Below are 20,511 nucleotides of genomic sequence, written 5' to 3'. Positions count from 1 at the left end.
CCTGAAGACAGGCACCTCCAGCCGCTCCGGCGTTTGCGGACTGGAGTGCAGTGCCCCCCCAGGGGCGCGGGGAACTGCGCGACCAGCCCGCCCCTAAAGACAGGCACCTTCAGCCGCTCCGGCGTTTGCGGACTGGAGTGCAGTGCCCCCCCAGGGGCGCGGGGAACTGCGCGACCAGCCACACACAGCCCGCAGATGAACGAGGTCCGGGGCGGAGCCCCGAAGCGGGGGCGGGGGCGCAGCCCCGTAGCGGGGTGCAGGGGCCGCAGGCCCCGCCGCCAGGGGTCCGGGGGCGGAGCCCCCGGGAGACACCTCCGCCCCCTCCCGCCCCCGGAGGGTTTGGGGAAGGGGCGGGGTGGGGCGGGGCGGCTACGGTCAGCTCAGGGCGCCGTTGGGGAGCTCCACCTTCGCTCCCAGTTCCACCAACTTCTCCATGAAGTTCTCGTAACCGCGGTTGATCAGGTCGATGCCGTGCACCCGGGACGTCCCCTGGGCGGCCAGCGCGGCGATCAGGTACGAGAAACCGCCCCGCAGGTCCGGGATCACCAGATCGGCGCCCTGGAGCTTCGTGGGGCCGCTCACGACCGCGGAGTGCAGGAAGTTGCGCTGGCCGAAGCGGCAGTCCGAGCCGCCCAGGCACTCGCGGTACAGCTGGATGTGCGCGCCCATCTGGTTGAGCGCCGACGTGAAGCCGAGCCGCGACTCGTAGACCGTCTCGTGGACGATGGACAGGCCCGTGGCCTGCGTGAGCGCCACGACCAGCGGCTGCTGCCAGTCCGTCTGGAAGCCGGGGTGCACGTCCGTCTCAAGGGCGATGGACTTGAGCGAGCCGCCGGGGTGCCAGAAGCGGATGCCCTCGTCGTCGATCTCGAAGGCCCCGCCGACCTTCCGGTACGTGTTCAGGAAGGTCATCATCGACCGCTGCTGGGCGCCGCGGACGTAGATGTTGCCCTCGGTCGCCAGCGCGGCGGACGCCCAGGAGGCGGCCTCCAGCCGGTCCGAGAGGGCGCGGTGCGTGTAGCCGCCGAGCTTGTCGACACCGGTGATCCGGATCGTCCGGTCGGTGTCCATGGCGATGATCGCGCCCATCTTCTGCAGTACGCAGATGAGGTCCTCGATCTCGGGCTCCACGGCGGCGTTGGAGAGCTCGGTCACACCCTCGGCCAGCACGGCCGTCAGCAGGACCTGCTCGGTCGCGCCCACCGACGGGTACGGCAGCCGGATCTTGGTGCCGCGCAGCCGCTGCGGGGCCTCCAGGTACTGGCCGTCGTCGCGCTTCTCGATGGTCGCGCCGAACTGCCGCAGCACCTCGAAGTGGAAGTCGATCGGCCGGCCGCCGATGTCGCAGCCGCCCAGGCCCGGGATGAAGGCGTGGCCGAGGCGGTGCAGCAGCGGGCCGCAGAGCAGGATCGGGATGCGCGACGAACCCGCGTGCGCGTCGATGTCGGTGACGTTCGCGCTTTCGACGTGCGACGGGTCGAGGATCAGCTCGCCCGGCTCGTCGCCGGGGCGGACCGTGACGCCGTGCAGCTGCAGCAGGCCGCGTACGACGCGTACGTCGCGGATGTCGGGCACATTGCGCAGCCGGCTCGGACCGCTGCCGAGCAGGGCGGCGACCATCGCCTTCGGCACGAGGTTCTTCGCGCCGCGGACGCGGATCTCGCCCTCCAGCGGGGTGCCGCCGTGGACAAGCAGTACATCGTCTGTGCCGGTCATGAATCTCGCGTTCCGGAATCGTCGGACAGGGGGCCAGAGAAAAGGGTAAGGGGCTTCTACCCATGTCCTGTAAGGCCAAGGGGGGTTCGCAACCGTAATGGATTCGCCACAACACGCTCCGCTGAGATGAGTTCGGCGGAGGGTCACCACGGGAGCGGCCGTCCGGGCGCAGACTGTGCACACCGCAGGACGGTGGCCGAAAAGCCCGTGCGCCCCATTGCTGCCGTGCGCTCCCCCCAGGAGGCGAAGATGCGGGATCATGTCCGCATGACCGAGGTGTCCTCGCTCACAGGGCGGCTGCTCGTCGCCACCCCCGCCCTCGCGGATCCGAACTTCGACCGCGCGGTGGTGCTGCTCCTCGACCACGACGAGGAGGGCTCGCTCGGTGTGGTCCTCAACCGTCCGACCCCGGTGGGCGTCGGCGACATCCTGGAGCCGTGGGCGTCCCTGGCCGGTGAGCCCGGAGTGGTCTTCCAGGGCGGCCCGGTCTCCCTGGACTCCGCGCTGGGCGTCGCCGTGATCCCCGGTGACGAGGGTCCGCTGGGCTGGCGCCGGGTGTACGGGGCGATCGGCCTGGTCGACCTGGAGGCGCCGCCGGAGCTGCTCGCCGCCGCCCTCGGCTCGCTGCGGATCTTCGCCGGGTACTCGGGCTGGGGGCCGGGCCAGCTGGAGGCCGAGCTGACCGACGGGGCCTGGTACGTGGTGGAGTCCGAGCCGGGCGACGTCTCGTCCCCGGAGCCGGAGTCCCTGTGGCGGGCGGTGCTGCGCCGCCAGCGCAGCGAACTGGCGATGGTGGCGACGTACCCGGACGACCCTTCGCTGAACTGATGCCGCCGCGCTTCAGTACGCTAGGAACTTATGAGCACTCTTGAGCCCGAGCGCGGGGCAGGTACGGGGACCCTCGTAGAGCCGACGCCGCAGGTGTCGAACGGCGACGGCGACCACGAGCGCTTCGCCCACTACGTCCAGAAGGACAAGATCATGGCGAGCGCGCTCGACGGGACCCCCGTCGTCGCCCTCTGCGGCAAGGTCTGGGTGCCGGGCCGCGACCCGAAGAAGTACCCGGTCTGCCCGATGTGCAAGGAGATCTACGAGTCCATGGGCGCGGGCGGCGACAAGGACAAGGGCAAGGGCGGCAAGGACAAGAAGTAGGTCTGCGCTCCTTTTCGGCCCGGAGTTCGTCTGCGGGCCGGTGGGGGCTGGTCGCTCCCCCAGGTTCTCGGCTCCGCTCGAACAGGGGGGACCCCCATCGCGGCGGAGCCGCATATGTCACGGCCCCGCGTCCTTGGCGGTATGCACGGCTCTCGGGGTGCACCCGGGGGCCTTCTGCATACCGTCTACGGTGTGGCGTCATGGCCATGACTTCCGCAGACCTGATCCCGGCCCCTGCCTCCGTCACCACCTCCCGGCCCGGCACCTTCGTCCTCGGCCCCGACACCGCGCTCGCCGCCGGCCCCGGCACCGAAGGGGTGGCGCGCGGGCTGCGCTCCACCGTGGGCACCGCCCTCGGGCGCGCGCTCCCGCCGGGGGAGGCGGGCGCCCCGGGCATCGTCACCCTCCGTGTCGACCCCGCCCTCGCCCCCGAGGCGTACCGGCTCACGGTCGACGCACGCGTCGAGATCGTCGGCGGCAGCGCGGCCGGGGTGTTCTGGGGCGCGCAGACACTGCGTCAACTGCTCGGCCCCGACGCGTACCGCAAGGCGTGCGCGGACCCGGGCGCCCGGTACGGCATCCCGTGGCAAGTGATCGAGGACGCGCCCCGGTTCGCCTGGCGCGGTCTGATGCTGGATGTTTCACGCCACTTCATGCCCAAGGACGGGGTGCTGCGCTACCTCGACCTGCTCGCCGCGCACAAGCTCAACGTCTTCCACTTCCACCTCACCGACGACCAGGGCTGGCGCATCGAGATCAAGCGCTTCCCGAGGCTGACGGAGGTCGGCGCCTGGCGCGCGCGGACCAAGTACGGCCACCGCGCCTCGGAGTTGTGGGACGAGATGCCGCACGGCGGCTTCTACACCCAGGACGACATCCGCGAGATCGTCGCGTACGCCGCCGAGCGGCATATCTCCGTGGTTCCGGAAATCGACATCCCGGGCCACTCGCAGGCGGCCATCGCCGCGTACCCGGAACTGGGCAACACCGACGTCATCGACACGACCCGCCTCTCCGTCTGGGACACCTGGGGCGTCAATCCGAACGTACTCGCCCCCACTGACAACACCCTCCGCTTCTACGAGGGAGTCCTGGAGGAGGTGCTCGGCCTCTTCCCCGCCGCGACTTCGCCGTTCGTCCACATCGGCGGCGACGAGTGCCCCAAGGACCAGTGGAAGGCGTCGCCCGCCGCCCGGGCCCGTATCAAGGAGCTCGGCCTCGCGGGCGAGGACGGGCTCCAGTCCTGGTTCGTCCGCCACTTCGACCGCTGGCTGACCGACCGGGGCCGCCGCCTCATCGGCTGGGACGAGATCCTGGAGGGCGGGCTGGCGCCCGGCGCGGCCGTCTCCTCCTGGCGCGGCTACGCGGGCGGCATCGAGGCCGCGCGGGCGGGCCACGACGTCGTCATGTGCCCCGAGCAGCAGGTCTACTTGGACCACCGGCAGGCGGCCGGGCCCGACGAGCCGATGCCCATCGGATACGTACGGACCCTGGAGGACGTCTACCGCTTCGAGCCCGTGCCGCCCGAGCTGACCGAGGCCGAGGCGCGGCACGTGCTCGGCACTCAGGCCAATGTCTGGACCGAGGTGATGCAGGACCAGGCACGCGTGGACTACCAGGTGTTCCCCCGGCTCGCGGCGTTCGCGGAGGTGGCGTGGTCGGCGCTGCCCGCCCCCGGCGCACGCGATTTCGCCGGATTCGAGCGGCGAATGCGGTCGCACTACGCCCGACTTGACGCCCTCGGCGTCGCCTACCGGCCCCCCGGCGGCCCGTTGCCCTGGCAAAAACGCCCCGCCCCCGAAAAGATGGAAGGCAGTCTCGGACGCCCGATCGACGGGTCGCCCCCAAACGTGTGAGCCGGGGCGCAAGACGGGGTCGGGCAGCCCGGGAGCCTGGGACCGTGACCGGTGACTGTTCCGCACTGTCCTGCACTGTTCCGCACGGATAAGTCGCACAACAGCCGTGAATCCGGACCATTCCCCTGGTCGGGGACGGATCTGTCCTTCGCGGACCCTCGCGTCGGGCGGCTCGGAAGATGTGCCAGAGTTGCCACCTCCGGGCTGTGAGCACGTACGGTACGGCCACGCACAGGCACACACAGTCGGGACAGTCGGGACGGCCGGGACACCGGGAAGGGGCAGCTGGGTTGACCACGCACGCACCGCAGGCTGCGCAGTCGGTGACACTGCCGGCCTCGCTCGACGAGGCCGTGGCGGCGCTCGCCGCCATGCCCGCCGCCGTGCCCGTCGCGGGCGGCACCGATCTGATGGCGGCGGTGAACCGGGGCCTGCTGCGCCCCGCGGGCCTCGTCGGCCTCGGCCGCATCAACGACATCCGCGGCTGGCAGTACCAGGACGGCCACGCGCTCCTCGGCGCGGGGCTCACGCACGCGCGGATGGGGCGCCCGGACTTCGCGGCGCTCATCCCGGCGCTCGCGGCGGCCGCGCGCGCCGCCGGCCCCCCGCAGATCCGCAACGCGGGCACCCTCGGCGGCAACATCGCGTCGGCGGCGCCCACCGGCGACGCGCTGCCCGTACTCGCCGCGCTCGAAGCCACCCTGGTCATCGCCGGTCCCGAGGGTGCCCGCCGGGAGATCCCGGTCTCGCACCTGCTGGCCGGGCGCGAGATGCTCGCCCCCGCCGAACTCATCGGCCACGTCCGCGTGCCGCTGCTGCACGCCCCCCAGGTCTTCCTCAAGGCGACCGGCCGCACCGGCCCCGGCCGCGCCACCGCCTCGATCGCCGTCGTCCTGGACCCGGCCCGGCGCGGGGTGCGCTGCGCGGTGGGCGCGATCGCGCCGATGCCGCTGCGGCCCCTGGAGGCCGAGCGCTGGATCGCCTCCCTGATCGACTGGGACGGCGGGCGGGCGGCGCTGGCCCCGGAGGCGCTCAACGCCTTCGGCGAGTACGTGGCCGCCGCCTGCATCCCGGACCCGGTACCGGCGGCCGACGGCACGGAGCCCCCCGCGCTGTCTCCCGCCGTACTGCACCTGCGGCGCACGGTCGCCGCGCTGGCCCGACGAGCACTGGGGAGGGCGCTGTCGTGAGCGACAACCACGGCAACCACGCCGACGAAGGAGCGCGAGGGACGGGCGGCTGGCAGCCGGTCCCGCAGGGCGGCGAGTACGACGACGGCGCGACCGCCTTCGTCCAGCTGCCCGCGGACCTGGACGCGCTGCTCGGCGGCGACCCGCTGGCCGCGCCGGGCCACGGCTATGTGCCGCCGATGATCGTGCCGTTGACGCCCGCCGCCGCGACCGACCCGGCCGCGACCGGCGCCTGGACGATCCCGGCGCCGCCCGAGCCGGACCGGGGCGGGAGCCAGGTGCGGTCGGTGCAGTGGCCCGACGCGTCGGCCGTGCCCGCGCCCCCGCAGCCGGCCCCGCTGGGTGACCGGCTCCAGGACCGGCACGCCACCGGCCAGTGGAACTTCCCCGACGACGCCTCGCTGACCGGCCAGTGGACGATCCCGGTCGCCGAGGGCGAACTGCCGGATGAATCAGGCGAATTCAGTACATCCTCGCTCATTGAGCAGTGGGGTACGACGCCTCCGGCGACCCTGCCCGGCGGCGCGTCCGCGCCCTGGGCGACGGAGCAGCCGCAGCCCGAGCCCGACCATGCCGTGGAGGCGGAGGCCGCCGACGCGCGCGTGGCGGACTTCGCCGAGCAGGCGCACCAGGCCCACCAGGCGCGTCGGGCGGCCGCGGAAGCCCACCACCAGGCGTCCCTGGACCTCTCCGCGCCCGCCGAGTCCGCCGCCCCCGCGGACGTCTCCGCGCCCGTGGACTTCCCGGCCCCCGCGCCCGTACGCCCGGAACCCGTCCTGTCCTGGAACCCGCCCGGCCCCGGGGCGACCCTGCCGGGCGGCGCGCCCGCGCCCTGGTCGGCCGCGCTGGCGACGGACGTACGGGAGGAGCCGCGCGAGGACGTAAGGGCCGAGGCGGAGACGCCGGACGCGACCGGCGAGGACGCGACCGGCGAGGACACGCCGGGTGCGGACCCGGCCGGCGCCCCCGCGCCCGCCGCCGAGCCGCTGCCCGAGCCCGTCCACGCGCCGCAGGCCCAGGCCCAGCCGCTCCCGGAGCCGGAGCCCGAGCCCGAGCCCGAGCCCGCACCGGAACCCGTACGGGAAGCGGCACCGGACCCCGCCCCCGAGCCCGTAGGCATCCCCCTCCCGGCCCCCGAGCCGGAGCCGGTTCTGCCGCCCGCCGCCGACCTGGAGCACCCCCGTGCCTCCTACGTCCTGCGCGTCAACGGCACCGACCGGCCCGTCACCGAGGCGTGGGTCGGCGAGTCCCTGCTCTATGTGCTGCGCGAGCGGCTCGGCCTCGCCGGGGCCAAGGACGGCTGCTCGCAGGGCGAGTGCGGCGCCTGCAACGTGCAGGTCGACGGCCGTCTGGTCGCCTCCTGCCTGGTGCCCGCGGCCACCGCCGCCGGCTCCGAGGTGCGTACGGTCGAGGGCCTCGCCGTCGACGGCGAACCCTCCGACGTGCAGCGCGCGCTCGCCGAGTGCGGGGCCGTGCAGTGCGGCTTCTGCATCCCGGGCATGGCCATGACCGTCCACGACCTGCTCGAAGGCAACCACGCCCCGACCGAGCTGGAGGCCCGGCAGGCGCTCTGCGGCAACCTCTGCCGCTGCTCCGGCTACCGGGGCGTGCTCGACGCCGTACGTGAGGTGGTGGCCGGGCGCGAGGCGCAGTCGGCCGCCGCGAGCGAGGCGGCGGGGCAGATGTCCGGGCACCCGGTCGCGCGCCCGGCCGGAATCCCGGCCGGGAACACCGAAGAAGCCCGCATTCCGCATCAGGCGGGGCCCGGCGCGGGCGGCGTCCAGCCCCCGCACACCCACGACGGAGGCATGGCGTGAGCAACGACGCAGCCACCGCGACGACCGCGGTGGTCGACGGGACGGGCACCGGCCCGGAGCAGCCGCCCGTGCCCGGCCACGGGCTCGGCGCCTCGCTCCGCCCCGCCGACGCGCGCGCCAAGACCGAGGGCACCTTCCCGTACGCCTCCGACCTGTGGGCCGAGGGCCTGCTGTGGGCGGCCGTGCTGCGCTCGCCGCACGCCTCGGCCCGTATCGTCGCGATCGACACCTCGGCCGCGGTCGACATGCCGGGCGTACGGGCCGTGGTGACCCACGCCGACGTGCCCGGCGACGCCGCGCACGGCCGGGGCATCGCGGACCGCCCGGTCTTCGCCGCGGACGTCGTACGCCACCACGGTGAGCCGATCGCGGCGGTGGCCGCCGACCACCCCGACACGGCCCGCCTCGCGGCGGCCGCGATCGCGGTCGAGTACGAGTTGCTCGAACCGGTCACCGACCCCGAGAAGGCGTTCACCGCCGAACCCCTGCACCCCGACGGCAACTTGATCCGCCACATCCCGCTCCAGTACGGCGACCCGGACGTCACCGGCGAGGTCGTGGTGGAGGGCCTGTACCGGATCGGCCGCCAGGACCCGGCGCCGATCGGCGCCGAGGCGGGGCTCGCGGTGCCGCGCCCCGACGGCGGCGTGGAGATCTACACCGCGTCCACCGACCCGCACGCCGACCGCGACCTCGCGGCGGCGTGCTTCGGCCTGGACCCCGAGCGCGTGAAGGTGGTCGTCACCGGCGTCCCCGGCGCCACCGGCGACCGCGAGGACTCCGGCTTCCAGCTCGCGCTCGGTCTGCTCGCGCTGCGGACCGGCTGCCCGGTGAAGCTGACGGCGACCCGCGAGGAGTCGTTCCTGGGCCACGCCCACCGCCACCCGACGCTGCTGCGCTACCGCCACCACGCGGACGCGGAGGGCCGTCTGGTGAAGGTGGAGGCACAGATCCTGCTGGACGCGGGCGCGTACGCGGAGGCCTCGTCCGAGTCGCTGGCAGCCGCGGTGGCCTTCGCCTGCGGCCCGTACGTGGTCCCGCACGCCTTCGTCGAGGGCTGGGCGGTCCGGACGAACAACCCGCCCTCCGGCCACGTCCGGGGCGAGGGCGCGATGCAGGTGTGCGCGGCCTACGAGGGCCAGATGGACAAACTGGCGGCCAAACTGGGCCTGGACCCGGCGGAGCTGCGCCTGCGCAACGTACTGGCGACGGGCGACCTGCTCCCCACCGGCCAGACGGTGACGTGCCCGGCCCCCGTGGCCGAACTCCTCACGTCCGTACGGGACTTCCCCCTCCCGACCCTCCCCAAGGACGACCCCGAGGACGACTGGCTGCTGCCGGGCGGCCCCGAGGGCGCGGGCGAGCCGGGCGCGGTGCGCCGGGGCGTCGGCTACGCGCTCGGCATGGTGCACATGCTGGGCGCCGAGGGCACGGACGAGGTGTCGACGGCCACGGTCAAGGTGCAGGACGGCGTGGCCACGGTGATCTGCGCCGCGGTGGACACGGGCCAGGGCTTCACCACCCTCGCCCGCCAGATCGTCCAGGAGACGCTGGGCATCGAGGAGGTCCACGTGGCCCCCGTCGACACGGACCAGCCCCCCGCGGGCCCGGCGTCGCACGGCCGCCACACGTGGGTGTCGGGCGGAGCGGTGGAACGAGCGGCGAAAATGGTCCGCACGCAACTCCTCCAGCCCCTGGCGCACAAGTTCGGCATGTCGACGGAGCTGCTCCAGATCGCCGACGGCAAGATCACGTCGTACGACGGCGTCCTCTCCACGACGGTCACCGAGGCGATGGACGGCAAGGAACTCTGGGCCACGGCCCAGTGCCGCCCGCACCCCACCGAGCCCCTGGACGAGACGGGCCAGGGCGACGCCTTCGTCGGCCTCGCCTTCTGCGCGATCCGCGCGGTGGTGGACGTGGACATCGAGCTGGGCTCGGTACGGGTGGTGGAACTGGCGGTCGCCCAGGACGTGGGCCGGATCCTGAACCCCGCCCAGCTGGTGGCCCGTATCGAGGCGGGCGTGACGCAGGGCGTCGGCGCGGCCCTGACGGAGAACCTCCGCACGGCCCGCGGCCTGGTCCGCCACCCCGACCTCACGGGCTACGCCCTCCCCACCGCCCTGGACGCCCCCGACATCCGCATCGTCAAGCTGATCGAGGAACGCGACGTGGTCGCCCCCTTCGGCGCGAAGGCGGCGAGCGCGGTCCCGGTGGTGACGTCCCCGGCGGCGGTCGCGTCGGCGGTCCGGGCGGCTACGGGGCGGCCGGTGAACCGGCTGCCCATTCGGCCGCAGGCGGCGGTGGTTACGGCGGGGGTGTAGGCGGGCCAGGGGCTGGTGTGCGGCCGGGTGGGACGACTTCGTCCCACCCGGCTTACGTCAGACAGGCTGTTGCTTGGCGCCCGGGGGCAGGAGGCAGGGAGTCGCGACGATGAGCACCAGCAAGTTCTCGGCTACATCCCCGGCCGATACGAAGTGGTGCTCCTTGGGGTGGGTGGCGTCGACCAGATTGGCTGGATCCTTGCTCGGGTCCGAGCGGTAGCCCTGAATCTCGAAGCCCTGGCTCTTCAGTGCGTCCCGGATGTCCCGGATGTCCCGGATGGCCTCCGCGTGCTGAGCGCGGGGGAGCGTGGCTCGTACCGATTAGTGCAGTGCGAAGCGGCCATCGTCGGCGGACTCGCCGTTTTTGCCGATGCAGTTGCTGTAATCCGCTGTCGGCTTGGCGGTCTTGGGATCCAGCGCGGCCTTCGCCGTACGGGTCATGGAGCCGGTCCAGTGTTTGGCCCACTCCTCCGCGTTCTCCTTGCTCATGCGCGGCAGCGGAGCGTTGGCTTCCTTCTTGTCGGACATGCAGCCTCCCAGCAGCAGGGTCAGCGCCGGCGCGGCAGCGCTCCGGCGGGGTGTGGCCCAGAGCATCAGCCCATGCCTCCGTTCTCTGGCGTCTTGCCCGCGCTGATGCGGCCCTGATTCTCCGGGCTCTGGCCTCCGCCGTCCCAGTAGCCACTGTGCCCGCTGGTGCCGACGGTCGGCTCCGTATCGCTTGTCCAGATCGAACGGGTCGATCTGATACAGCAGTTCGGCGGCCTGGGTGCAGACGGTCGACGCCTCGGTGACCGCCGCGTCGATACGGGCCCGGAACCCGCCGAGTCCCGCGTTCGCCCGCTGCTGGATGCCCTGGTAGTCCGGGTCGTTGTGGAACTTCGGGTCGATCGTCTCGACCGCCTCCACCCAGCCGTCGTCCCGGACCTTGTGCCCTGCCCTCTCCGCTCCGCGACGGCGGTGCGTACCTTGCGCTGGGATGCCTGCATCCTTGTGCTGAGGGCATCCATGACCGTATGGATGAGCCTGGGCGTTGATCTTGCCCGTGCCGAGTTTGCTCTCGGTCGCTTCGAGCGCGGCAAAACCGTAGCTGGCTCCGACGCCGGACCAGTTGGCCTTGTGGAGCGGGCCCGTGACGCGCTTGCCGCTGTGCCGTTGCGTATCACCGAGCTTCTTGGCCAGGTTCTGCCACGAGTCCGCGGCAGCCTGTAACTCGCCGAAGTCCCGGCGGAGTAGTTGAGGCCGCCGAGCCATGCCGCGTGAAGCCGAGATCCGGCCAACAGCCCTGCGGGCAAGGAGGATTAGCGGCCACGTACACCCTGGATGCCCCCGCCCCGGGAACCGGGGGAGGGGTGCGGCTGTCATTGCTGCTGACTACAGTGAAGCTCGTAGCTGTGGGAAACGGGGAGGCGACTGTGGCGCAGGACGGTGGGGACGTGGGGCCCGGGGTGAACACGCTGGCACCGGTGCTCGCACTGATGCCGGGCATCGGCGGGGCGACCGGCGCCGCTGTCCTGGCGGCGGCAGACCTCGCGCGCGAGGCCGAGTCGATGCTCACCTTCAAGAAGCGGGTCGACGCGCTGCTCACCAAGCTCAACGACTCGGAGGCCGCGTCGACCAAGATCAACGCGGACCGCCTGGCCAAGTCCGAGCTGGGCCCGGAGGACCTCAAGGAGAGCGCGTTCCTGTACGGCGTGTACGAGGTCGTCCACGACCAGATCGGCCAGCTCTCCAAGGCGCTCGGCATGCAGATCGAGGGCCTGTGCATCGCGGTCCTGGCGGCGGAGAACGGCTACGACGGCGTGGACGCGGACGTACGGGACCGGATGCGGGCGATCAGCGGGGAACTGCACCGTCAGCAGGAGCTGTACGGGACGGACACGCCCGGCGCGACTGCGCCCAAGGCGCCGGCGCCGGACAAGGGTGCGACGGGCGGGTCGATCTGATGCGGGCCGCTGCGGCGCTGGTCGATGCGATGTGGCTCGATGTGACGGGGGTCGGCCCCATGGGGCGCGGATTGCAGGGGATGGCGGTGCGGCGACATGGCTGAGGACAAGGGGCAGGGACAGGGGCCGGGGCGGGACCGGGGGCAGGGGGCGCCGAAGGCGCCGCCGGTGGAGCGGACGGACTTCGAGCACAAGTCGCATCAGGAACTCTGGACCATGGTCCAGGGCATGAAGGGCGACTCGGCGTCCCTCCTCGCCAAGAAGCTCGCCGACGCGGCCGCGACGATCACCGAGATCGGTGACGATCTGAAGACCCACATGAGCCGCGTCGTCTGGACGGGCGAGGGCGCGAAGGCGTTCACCGACTGGGGCCACGACGCGGCGATGGCCACGCTGGGCCTGGGCCAGTACAGCCACGCGGCGTCAACCCACCTCGACGCCGTCACGAATGCCATCGCCCAGGTCAAGTCCTCGGTCCCGGTGTACGACCCCGCCCTGAAGAAGGAAGCCACCGACACCCAGAAGCTGTACGTCGCCGCCCACCACGACCCCGACGGCCAGAAGGACGCGAGGGACGCCTCGGCCAAGCTGACCGGCCTCAACGAGAAGATGGAGGGGCAGCGGCAGGAGGCGGTACGGGAGCTCAAGCGGTTGGCGGATGCGTATGTCCAGTCGGGGGAGCAGATAGCGGCGTTGCGGCCGCCGGTGTTTCCGGCGCCGCCGGCGGTGTTTGTGCCGCCGGGCTCCGACCGGGAGAGGCAGCAGTACATCGGCGGGAATGGCGGGCATACGACGCGGTCCACCTCCCGTACGGGCTCGCCGTCGTCCGTGAGCGTTTCTACGTCGACCACCTCAACATCGGCCACGCCAATATCGACCACGCACACACCAGTGGTTGGGGACAGGATCGTGTCGCCGCCCGTGGCGGTACCGGACCGGCCCGTGGGCACGGAGATCGATGGCGTGGGCAAGACCCTGCCGCCCACAGCTCCGGTCATGCCCACCGGTCCAGACGGCCCATTGCCCCAGACGCCGGTCGGTCGGCCTGACGGTGGCTACCCGCCACCAATTGGGATCACGCCGCCTCCGTTCGGCGGAGGGAGCAAGAGCCTTCCGGGTCCCGGTGTCGTGGGTGGGCGGCAGGCGTCAGGCGGCTTGCGCGGACCTGTGTTGCCGAGCCAGAGCACAGTTGGCGGCGTGCCGACGAGCAAGCTGCCGCGTGAGAACGGCATCGTCGGCGGCCGCCAGGTACCGCCCAGCACCGGTCGTCCGACGGGCGGCATCCCCCGGGGCACCGTCGTCGGCCAGGAGGGCACGACGCAGGGCCGACCGCCGATGGCCCACGGCCCTGGCGGCAGCATCGGTGGAGGCGGCTCCAGGGGCGGGTTCTCCGGCGGACGCCGCCTGGCGGGCGAGCCCGGCGGCATCGTCGGCGGTCGCCCGACCGAGCCCGGAACCAGAAGCGGGCGCCCCTTCACTGAGGGCGGCTCCGGTCTCGTGCGCAACGCGGAAGGCGGCTCGCAGGCAGGTCGGGCCGGGCGAGGCGGCATGATCCCGCCTGGCATGCACGGTGCCGCCGGGCGGCGGGACGAGCGCGGAGGCGAGCGTCCCGACTACCTCACCGAGGACGAGGAGACCTGGCAGCAGAGCGACCGCCGTATTGTGCCGCCTGTAATCGACTGAGCCCTTACGAAGGAAGCGCATGCCTACCAGCAGCCAACGAGTCATGAGGCACGGCCGTGCCGTGTCCGTCGCCTTGGGGGCCCTGTTGGTAGGCATTGCCGCCACGCCCGCCCGTGCGGAGACCATCCGGGAGCGGCAGTGGCATCTCGACGCCATGAAGGCGGACGAGATGTGGAAGATCAGCATGGGTAAGGGCGTCACTGTGGCTGTCATCGACAGCGGTGTCGATGACACCATCGACGACCTCAAGGGGCAGGTCCTGCCTGGGCTGAACCTGTCGAAACAGCCCGGTGACGAGAACACCGACAACAACAACCATGGCACGAGCATGGCAGCGTTGATTGCCGGAACTGGGAAGCGGCCGGGCGGCGACGGGTCGTTCGGGCTGGCGCCCGGCGCGAAGATCCTGCCGATCAAGCTGCCCAAATCGAACGAGGGCATGAAGCTGGGCGAGAATCTGCCGCTGTTCAACAAGGCGATGAGTCAAGGGATTCGATACGCCGCAGATCAGGGCGCCAAGGTCATCAATATCTCCCAAGGTGTCCCGGAGGGCTCGGATGAGCTCACGGACGCCGTGAAGTACGCCTTGGGCAAGGGCTCGCTGATCTTCGCCTCAGCTGGTAACAGCGGCGACAAGGGCAACCGGGTCGAGTATCCGGCAGCCACCGCCGGGGTCGTCGGCGTTGCTGCCGTAGACAAAAAGATCGAAGCGACCCGTGAGTCGGAGCACGGGCCCCAGGTAGACCTTGCGGCCCCCGGCGACGAGATCGTCAATGCCTGTACGGGTGGCACGCAGCTTTGCACCGGACACGGCACAAGTTCGGCGTCCGCCCTCGCCTCCGCCTCCGCCGCCCTGATCTGGTCCAAGTACCCCCAGTGGACCAACAACCAGGTCCTCCGAGTCATGCTCAACACGGCCGGCGGCCCCCGGAACGGGGAAAAGCGCACGGACTACATCGGCTACGGAGTCGTGCGCCCCCGTATCGCCCTGACGAGCCCCGGCGACCCCGGCCCGGCGAACGAGTACCCGCTCCCCGACCTGGCCGCAGCCAACACCAACTCCCCTTCCCCGCAAGCGCCGTCCACCCCTCCCACCACCACTGCCAAGCCCACCACCCCGCAAGCGTCCTCCACCACCGACGGCGACAGCGGTGGCAACACAGGCCTGTGGATCGGACTGGGGGCGGTGGCCGTCGTCGGGGTGGCCGTGGCCGTACCGCTCGTACGTTCGCGACGGCGCCGCACTACGTAGAAACCACGTAGACACGTGGAACAGAGCGCCCCCGTCAACCCACCCGTCCCATCCCAGCCATTCAGGGGGGATGAAACGGCCACGTAAGCCCATAGCCGGACCAAGTGCTGGCGCGAAGAGCGCGACGTCCGTACGTTATGGAAACGGTAAAGAGTTGTCCGGGGGCGTACGGGGGCGGGATCCGCATGTCGTTCGAGGAAGAGTGGCGCCAGGCGCACGCCAGCGCGGCCGCCAACGTGGCCATGCGGCTGAATCGCGCCGACAACGGGCCGAGCGGGTCCAACGACCCCGGCGGCGCCGACCTCAGCGTCCAGCGCGACGACCTCGGCGTGGTCGGCGGGGACGCCTTCAAACTCCACGACGGGCTCAAGCGCGACGGTAATCACGCACGCGAATCCACCGGCGCCGCCGCGACCGCCCTCAGCGCCCGCAACTTCACCAGCGGCGGCGAGTTGGCGAAGGTCCGCGCCAAGTGGGACACCCAGCTGCGCACGCTCAGCGACGCCTGCGCGCAGATCTCCAACCACCTCGACTACTCGATGGCCGCCCACGCCAAGGACGACGAGCGCGTCGGGGGCGAGCTGATCGCCGTGTCGCGGATCGACGAGTATCTGAAGTAGGCCGCCGCACGTAACGGACTTCGAGCCATCAAGGTCGGTATCAGGACATGCTCACGTACGACGACGTGGTGAACGCGCCGCTCGACAAGCTGAAGGCGGCGGTCGATGACTGGTCGGACATGGTCTCCAGACTCAAGACTCTTGCCGAAGAGGCTCGCAAGGGGATGAAGGCCCATGCCGACGCGGCGGACTGGGCCGGGGTGAACGCGGGTGTGACCAGGCAGTTCATTGACAAGACGGCCAAGGAGTTCGAGGACGCGGCGGCGGAGGCGAAGGGGATCCACGCGATCCTGGCCGATGGGCACGCGGCGTTCAAGCGGGCGAAGGACGAGCTGCAGAAGATCGTCGACGGTTCGGAGAAGTCCGGCGTCGTCGTCGATGCCCACGGCAAGGTCACCGCCCGATATTCTCTCTCCGGCGACTACACCGCCCGCCACGCCCCGGACTTCTCCCTTGAACTGAAGAAGAAGAACGACAACCTCGCCGAGTGGCAGCGGCGGGTCGAGGCGCTGGTCGACGAGTGCGGCGACGCGGACGAGTCACTGCGGCTGGCGCTGGCGGCGAACGTCACGGATGACAACAACTTCACCGTGCCCCGGTTCTCCAGCCTGGACGCGGAGGAGGCGCAGCGAGCTCTCGACCTCGCCTCCAAGGGCCGTGCCCTCACCCACACCGAACTCAACAAGCTCAACGAGTTGTTGCGGGACAATCACGGGTCGGCGGAGTTCGCCACGACGTTCTACGCGAAGCTGGGGCCGAAGGGCGCGTTGGAATTCTTCGGGCAGTTGTCGACCGATACGTACGATTACGCGAAGGTCGACAAGGAGCGGCTCAAGGACGTCCAGGATCTGCAGAAGAACCTCGGGCTCAATCTGGCCACCGCGACCGATCGGGACAACAAGTGGCATCTGCCGGACAGTTGGGGCAGCGAGCTGCGGAAGCTCGGCACCGAGCGCATTCCGCTCGCGAAGTACGACACCAATCCGCCGTACGGGTACCAGTTGCTCGGCGGGATCATGCGGTACGGGAACTATGACCCCAAGTTCCTCAACCCGATCGCCGAGCATGTGGTTCAGCTACATCAGAAGAACCCGTACCTGTTCGCCGATACGAAGCCGGTCGGGGGCTGGCAGAAGAATCCGTTCAACCCGTCCGGGGCGAACGGTTCCGGCTACGACCCGGTGACGTCCATGCTGGAGGCGCTCGGCCACAGCCCGGAGGCGTCGAAGCAGTTCTTCTCGGCCGATCCGACCGCGTACAACGAGGACGGGACGGTTGGGAGCGGGGCGGCGGATTTGGGTAAGGACAAGTCCGGCGACTCGATCGACAAGTATCTCGAATATTTCGGCAACGAAGGCTACAAGTCGTTTCCCGACATCGGTGGGCACGATCCGAGTGACGCCAAGAAGTCCGCATCCTATACGACGGACGCGTTCGGGCATGCGCTGGAGTCGGCGACGCTTGGGCATGCCTGGGACGACCCTCGACCGGAGCTGCACCGGGACGAGACCTCGGCCGGGATCATGACCGAAGTCGTCTCGAAGTACGGGGGAGACGCGAAACTGCTGAAACACCAGGAAGTGTTGGCCGACAGTCTGGGGAATATGGCTGCGGGGTACGTCGACGATATCAACTGGGCATTTGAGGAAAACGACCCTGAGGGTCTCTTCGCGCCCTCCAAGTCACCAAATGCCCACGCCAAGTTCGGACGGGATGCCGCTCGGGCGTTCTTGAGCTCACTGGGGCAGCACCCGGATGCGTACGCCACGGTTTCGACCGCGGAGCGGCTCTACACCACCAGCGTGCTGGAGACTCAAGTGGGGGCGGACGGCAGGATCGACCATGGTGGGGCACGCGCTGCGGTCGGTACGGGGGCCGAGGTGCAGGGCATGCTCGACCAGTCGCGAGCCGACCAGGTCGAAGCGGAAGGAAATAAGAAGTTCGAGGAGTACGAGAAGGCGCACGCGAAGCGCTCTGCCTGGGTGGAGTTTGGTGCGACTTCGGCAATTGCCGCGGGCGTTGCCCTTCTCCCGGCGTCCGCTGCGGCAGCGGGAGCTGCGGCTATCGCTGTTCCGCTTGCTGTCGACGCGGGGAGCGGTGCGCTGGAGCAGCTTGCGGGACAGGTTGTGGGCGACTGGTCTGACAAGTCTCTGGAAGATCAGAAGGAGAAGATCGAAGGAGACATCAGGGACAATAAGACCATGGTGTATCGGGCAGGGGAGCACAGCGCCCAGACGCCGCTGGGCCACTTTCGCGAGAGGCATGGCATTAATCCCCACAGCGAATTCGGCCGTGACTTGCAAGATTCCCTCAATATTGGATACAACACGGGCAATAGTAAGGAGAATCAGCAGGGAAACGACCCTGAGACCGGTTGATCCGAGTTGGGGCGGGTGAGAGGCGTGGGCGGCCTGAAGAGGTCGGGCTGTGTGATGTTGTCGATAGTCCTCGGTTTCATGCTCTCTGCGTGTGGCGGAGAAGGAGATGAGCCCCTGGATGCGACACGTGTATGCGGCGGGTTGTTCTCGGGGCAGGCGGCGAAATCCCTGGAGAAGTTGACTGGTGCCACTGTTTTTGAGCACACAGTTACGGACGGCCTGTCTCGGACGGAGCAATTCTTGAAGTCCGACTATCGAAAGCGCGTGAACTGGTCGCGTTCCTCCTCCACGATCTGTGTGGCGGCCCGGGAGGGTGGGCAAGCAATCCGGATGAACTTCGATGTATACGCCCCCTGGGACGTGACGGACGAGCACCACCCGCTGGGCGTTCAAGCGTATCGAGTGGGAAAGAAGGCCTGGGCAGGAGTCACTCGCTCGGATGTGTACTTCGAATGCGTGAGCCCGGAGTTGGAAGGATCCCCGGCGCGGCCTCTTCGTGTCCACGCGGCGATACGAATGTCCAAAGCCAGGACTCCCGACTCGCGGGAATACCGCGAGGCCTACCTCACTGTGTTGCACTCGGCCTCGCTCAAGCTCGCCAAGGAGATGGAGTGCGAGAATTCCGGTGGGTTGCCGGATCCGTTGGTTCTGCAGCCGGTTGCCTGAGGCTTTGAACGCCCAAGAGCGGGTGCCCCCGTGTCGTGGGGGCGTCCGCTCTCGGGTGTTTCTGGAGGCCGTGACCGGAATCGAACCGGCGTAACTCGCTTTGCAGGCGAGCCCCTCAACCACTCGGGCACACGGCCGTGTGCTGACTTCTTTGACCGTAGGGGGTGGGGGAGGGGTGGGGAAGGGGAGCGCGGGGGCTGCAACGGGACTGCCATGTTGCGTTCATGTGGGGTGGGTGGACGGGTGGGTGGGGTGAGTGTGGGGCCTGGGGCTTACGACCAAGTGATGAGGTGGGGCCCCTCCTCTGGACAGGGGTCAAAGGGGCCCTAGGCCCTTACTGTGAGCTCATGAGCGCCCTGGAATCCGCCGACGCGGACGTCACCTCGTCCGCCTCCGCCTCCCCCATCGACCTCCCCGCCGAACCCGGCGGAAGCGTCGGCATTCTTGGCAAAACCCACCGCGCCCTCAGCATCGGCACCATCGCCGTCGTCCTCCTCATCGCGTTCGAGGCGACCGCCGTCGGGACCGCCATGCCGGTCGCGGCGCGGGAGCTCGACGGGGTGTCGCTGTACGCGTTCGCCTTCTCCTCGTACTTCACGACCAGTCTGTTCGGGATGGTCGTCGCCGGGCAGTGGGCGGACCGGCGGGGGCCGCTGGGGGCGCTCGCGGTGGGGATAGCGGCGTTCGGGGCGGGGCTGCTGCTGTCCGGGACGGCGGTGAACATGTGGACCTTCATCGCCGGGCGGGCCGTGCAGGGGCTCGGGGGCGGGCTGGTCATCGTGGCGCTGTACGTCGTGGTCGGGCGCGCCTACCCGGAGCCGATGCGGCCCGCGATCATGGCGGCGTTCGCGGCGAGCTGGGTGGTGCCGTCGGTGGTCGGGCCGCTGGCGGCGGGCAGCGTCACCGAGCACCTCGGGTGGCGATGGGTGTTCGTGGGGATTCCTGCTCTTGTCGTCTTTCCACTGGCGCTTGCCTTGCCTGCCATACGGCGCATGGCGTCCGGGCCCGCCGATCCGGACGCGCCCGTCGAGGCGTTCGACCGGCGGCGGATCCGGCTGGCGCTGATGATCTCGCTGGGGGCGGGGCTGCTCCAGTACGCCGGGCAGGACCTGCGGTGGCTGTCGCTGGTGCCGGCGGTGGCGGGTGGCGCGCTGCTGGTACCCGCCGTCGCGGGGCGGCGCGCGCTGCTGCCGCGCGGGACGTACCGGGCGGTGCGGGGGGCTGCCGTCCGTGGTGCTGCTGCGGGGGATCGCGGCGGGGTCGTTCATCGCGGCGGAGTCGTTCGTACCGCTGATGCTGGTGACGCAGCGGGGGCTGTCGCCGACGATGGCCGGGTTCTCGCTGGCGGCGGGCGGGGCGACGTGGGCGCTCGGGTCGTACGTACAGGCGCGGCCGTGGGCCGAGCCGTACCGGGAGCGGCTGATGGTGGTGGGGATGCTGATGGTCGCCTCGGCCATCGCGGCGGCGCCGAGCGTGCTGATCTCCTGGGTGCCGGTGTGGGTGGTGGCGGTCGCCTGGGGCGTGGGGTGCTTCGGGATGGGGATGGTCATCGCCTCGACGAGCGTGCTGCTGCTGAAGCTTTCGGCGCCGGAGGAGGCGGGGGCGAACTCGGCGGCCCTCCAGATCTCGGACGGCCTGTCGAACGTGTTGCTGCTCGCGGGGGGTGGGGCGGCGTTCGCGGCGCTGGGGGGTGGGGCTGTGGGGGCCGCGCATGATGCGGTGGTGGCGGGTGCGGGTGCGGCTGCGGGTGCGGGGCATCCGGGGGCCTTCGCGGCGGTGTTCCTGCCGATGGCGGGGGTGGCGGTGGTGGGGGCTTGGGTGGGTGTGCGGATGGGGGAGCGGTGAGGGTTTGCCCCTCCCCGCCCCTTCCCTAGACCCTCCGGGGGTGGGGGAGGGCTGGGGTGGGTGGGTTTT

14 protein-coding genes, 1 tRNA gene and 1 pseudogene are annotated in these 20,511 nt (G+C 70.7%); 13 read left to right on the top strand and 3 right to left on the bottom strand.

Annotated elements, in window-relative coordinates:
- Positions 1-375: 375 nt before the first annotated feature.
- Positions 376-1,716 (bottom strand): UDP-N-acetylglucosamine 1-carboxyvinyltransferase, encoded by a 1,341-nt coding sequence (gene murA, locus ACFWA7_RS35300; protein WP_385547045.1) that lies wholly within the window; start codon positions 1,714-1,716, stop codon positions 376-378.
- 267 nt (positions 1,717-1,983) lie between these two features.
- On the opposite strand from murA, the gene ACFWA7_RS35295 reads away from it, so the two are divergent.
- From ACFWA7_RS35295 to ACFWA7_RS35270, 6 genes are all read left to right on the top strand, one after another.
- On the top strand, positions 1,984-2,544 hold the full coding sequence (locus ACFWA7_RS35295; RefSeq protein ID WP_385547048.1) for a YqgE/AlgH family protein: 561 nt from the start codon (positions 1,984-1,986) through the stop codon (positions 2,542-2,544).
- 30 nt (positions 2,545-2,574) lie between these two features.
- A complete protein-coding gene (locus ACFWA7_RS35290) occupies positions 2,575-2,868 on the top strand; it encodes a DUF3039 domain-containing protein (RefSeq protein WP_385547042.1) in 294 nt (97 codons plus the stop codon).
- 200 nt (positions 2,869-3,068) lie between these two features.
- Complete coding sequence (locus ACFWA7_RS35285; RefSeq protein ID WP_385827169.1) at positions 3,069-4,724, top strand: beta-N-acetylhexosaminidase; 1,656 nt, start codon at positions 3,069-3,071, stop codon at positions 4,722-4,724.
- A 290-nt stretch (positions 4,725-5,014) separates the two neighbouring features.
- Entirely contained in the window at positions 5,015-5,914 is a 900-nt protein-coding gene (locus ACFWA7_RS35280) for an FAD binding domain-containing protein (RefSeq protein WP_385547039.1), read from the top strand.
- Positions 5,911-7,731, top strand: a complete 1,821-nt coding sequence (locus ACFWA7_RS35275; protein ID WP_385827167.1) for a 2Fe-2S iron-sulfur cluster-binding protein — start codon at positions 5,911-5,913, stop codon at positions 7,729-7,731. The genes ACFWA7_RS35280 and ACFWA7_RS35275 overlap by 4 nt, the downstream gene beginning before the upstream one ends.
- A complete protein-coding gene (locus ACFWA7_RS35270; protein ID WP_385547033.1) occupies positions 7,728-10,055 on the top strand; it encodes a xanthine dehydrogenase family protein molybdopterin-binding subunit in 2,328 nt (775 codons plus the stop codon). Before ACFWA7_RS35275 ends, ACFWA7_RS35270 begins: the two co-directional genes overlap by 4 nt.
- A 321-nt stretch (positions 10,056-10,376) precedes the next feature.
- Here ACFWA7_RS35270 and ACFWA7_RS35265 read toward each other — a convergent pair whose 3' ends face one another.
- Complete coding sequence (locus ACFWA7_RS35265) at positions 10,377-11,306, bottom strand: hypothetical protein (protein ID WP_385827165.1); 930 nt, start codon at positions 11,304-11,306, stop codon at positions 10,377-10,379.
- A 194-nt stretch (positions 11,307-11,500) separates the two neighbouring features.
- Between ACFWA7_RS35265 and ACFWA7_RS35260 the strand changes: the two genes are divergently transcribed.
- The 6 genes from ACFWA7_RS35260 (at position 11,501) to ACFWA7_RS35235 (ending at position 18,597) form a co-directional block, all read left to right on the top strand.
- Positions 11,501-11,998 carry a hypothetical protein gene (locus ACFWA7_RS35260; RefSeq protein WP_385827163.1) on the top strand — a complete coding sequence of 166 codons (498 nt, stop codon included), beginning with the start codon at positions 11,501-11,503 and terminating at the stop codon, positions 11,996-11,998.
- Between the two features lie 96 nt (positions 11,999-12,094).
- Positions 12,095-13,681 carry a hypothetical protein gene (locus ACFWA7_RS35255; protein WP_385827160.1) on the top strand — a complete coding sequence of 529 codons (1,587 nt, stop codon included), beginning with the start codon at positions 12,095-12,097 and terminating at the stop codon, positions 13,679-13,681.
- Between the two features lie 61 nt (positions 13,682-13,742).
- Positions 13,743-14,933 carry a type VII secretion-associated serine protease mycosin gene (gene mycP, locus ACFWA7_RS35250; protein ID WP_385827158.1) on the top strand — a complete coding sequence of 397 codons (1,191 nt, stop codon included), beginning with the start codon at positions 13,743-13,745 and terminating at the stop codon, positions 14,931-14,933.
- Positions 14,934-15,118: 185 nt separating this feature from the next.
- Positions 15,119-15,553 (top strand): hypothetical protein, encoded by a 435-nt coding sequence (locus ACFWA7_RS35245; protein WP_385547014.1) that lies wholly within the window; start codon positions 15,119-15,121, stop codon positions 15,551-15,553.
- Positions 15,554-15,600: 47 nt separating this feature from the next.
- Positions 15,601-17,931, top strand: coding sequence for a hypothetical protein (locus ACFWA7_RS35240; RefSeq protein ID WP_385827156.1), 2,331 nt, complete (start codon positions 15,601-15,603; stop codon positions 17,929-17,931).
- Between the two features lie 240 nt (positions 17,932-18,171).
- A complete protein-coding gene (locus ACFWA7_RS35235; protein ID WP_385827154.1) occupies positions 18,172-18,597 on the top strand; it encodes a hypothetical protein in 426 nt (141 codons plus the stop codon).
- Between the two features lie 62 nt (positions 18,598-18,659).
- Here the strand turns inward: ACFWA7_RS35235 and ACFWA7_RS35230 are convergent.
- A tRNA-Cys gene (locus tag ACFWA7_RS35230) sits at positions 18,660-18,734 on the bottom strand.
- A 210-nt stretch (positions 18,735-18,944) separates the two neighbouring features.
- Here ACFWA7_RS35230 and ACFWA7_RS35225 point away from each other — a divergent pair.
- Positions 18,945-20,442: pseudogene (locus ACFWA7_RS35225) on the top strand (MFS transporter).
- The last annotated feature ends 69 nt before the right edge of the window (positions 20,443-20,511 follow it).

It is taken from the genome of Streptomyces sp. NPDC059994 (assembly GCF_042737755.1).
GTDB lineage: Bacteria > Actinomycetota > Actinomycetes > Streptomycetales > Streptomycetaceae > Streptomyces.
The sequence above is the reverse complement of the archived record's forward strand: the minus strand, read 5'-3'. Positions and strand labels throughout refer to the sequence as shown.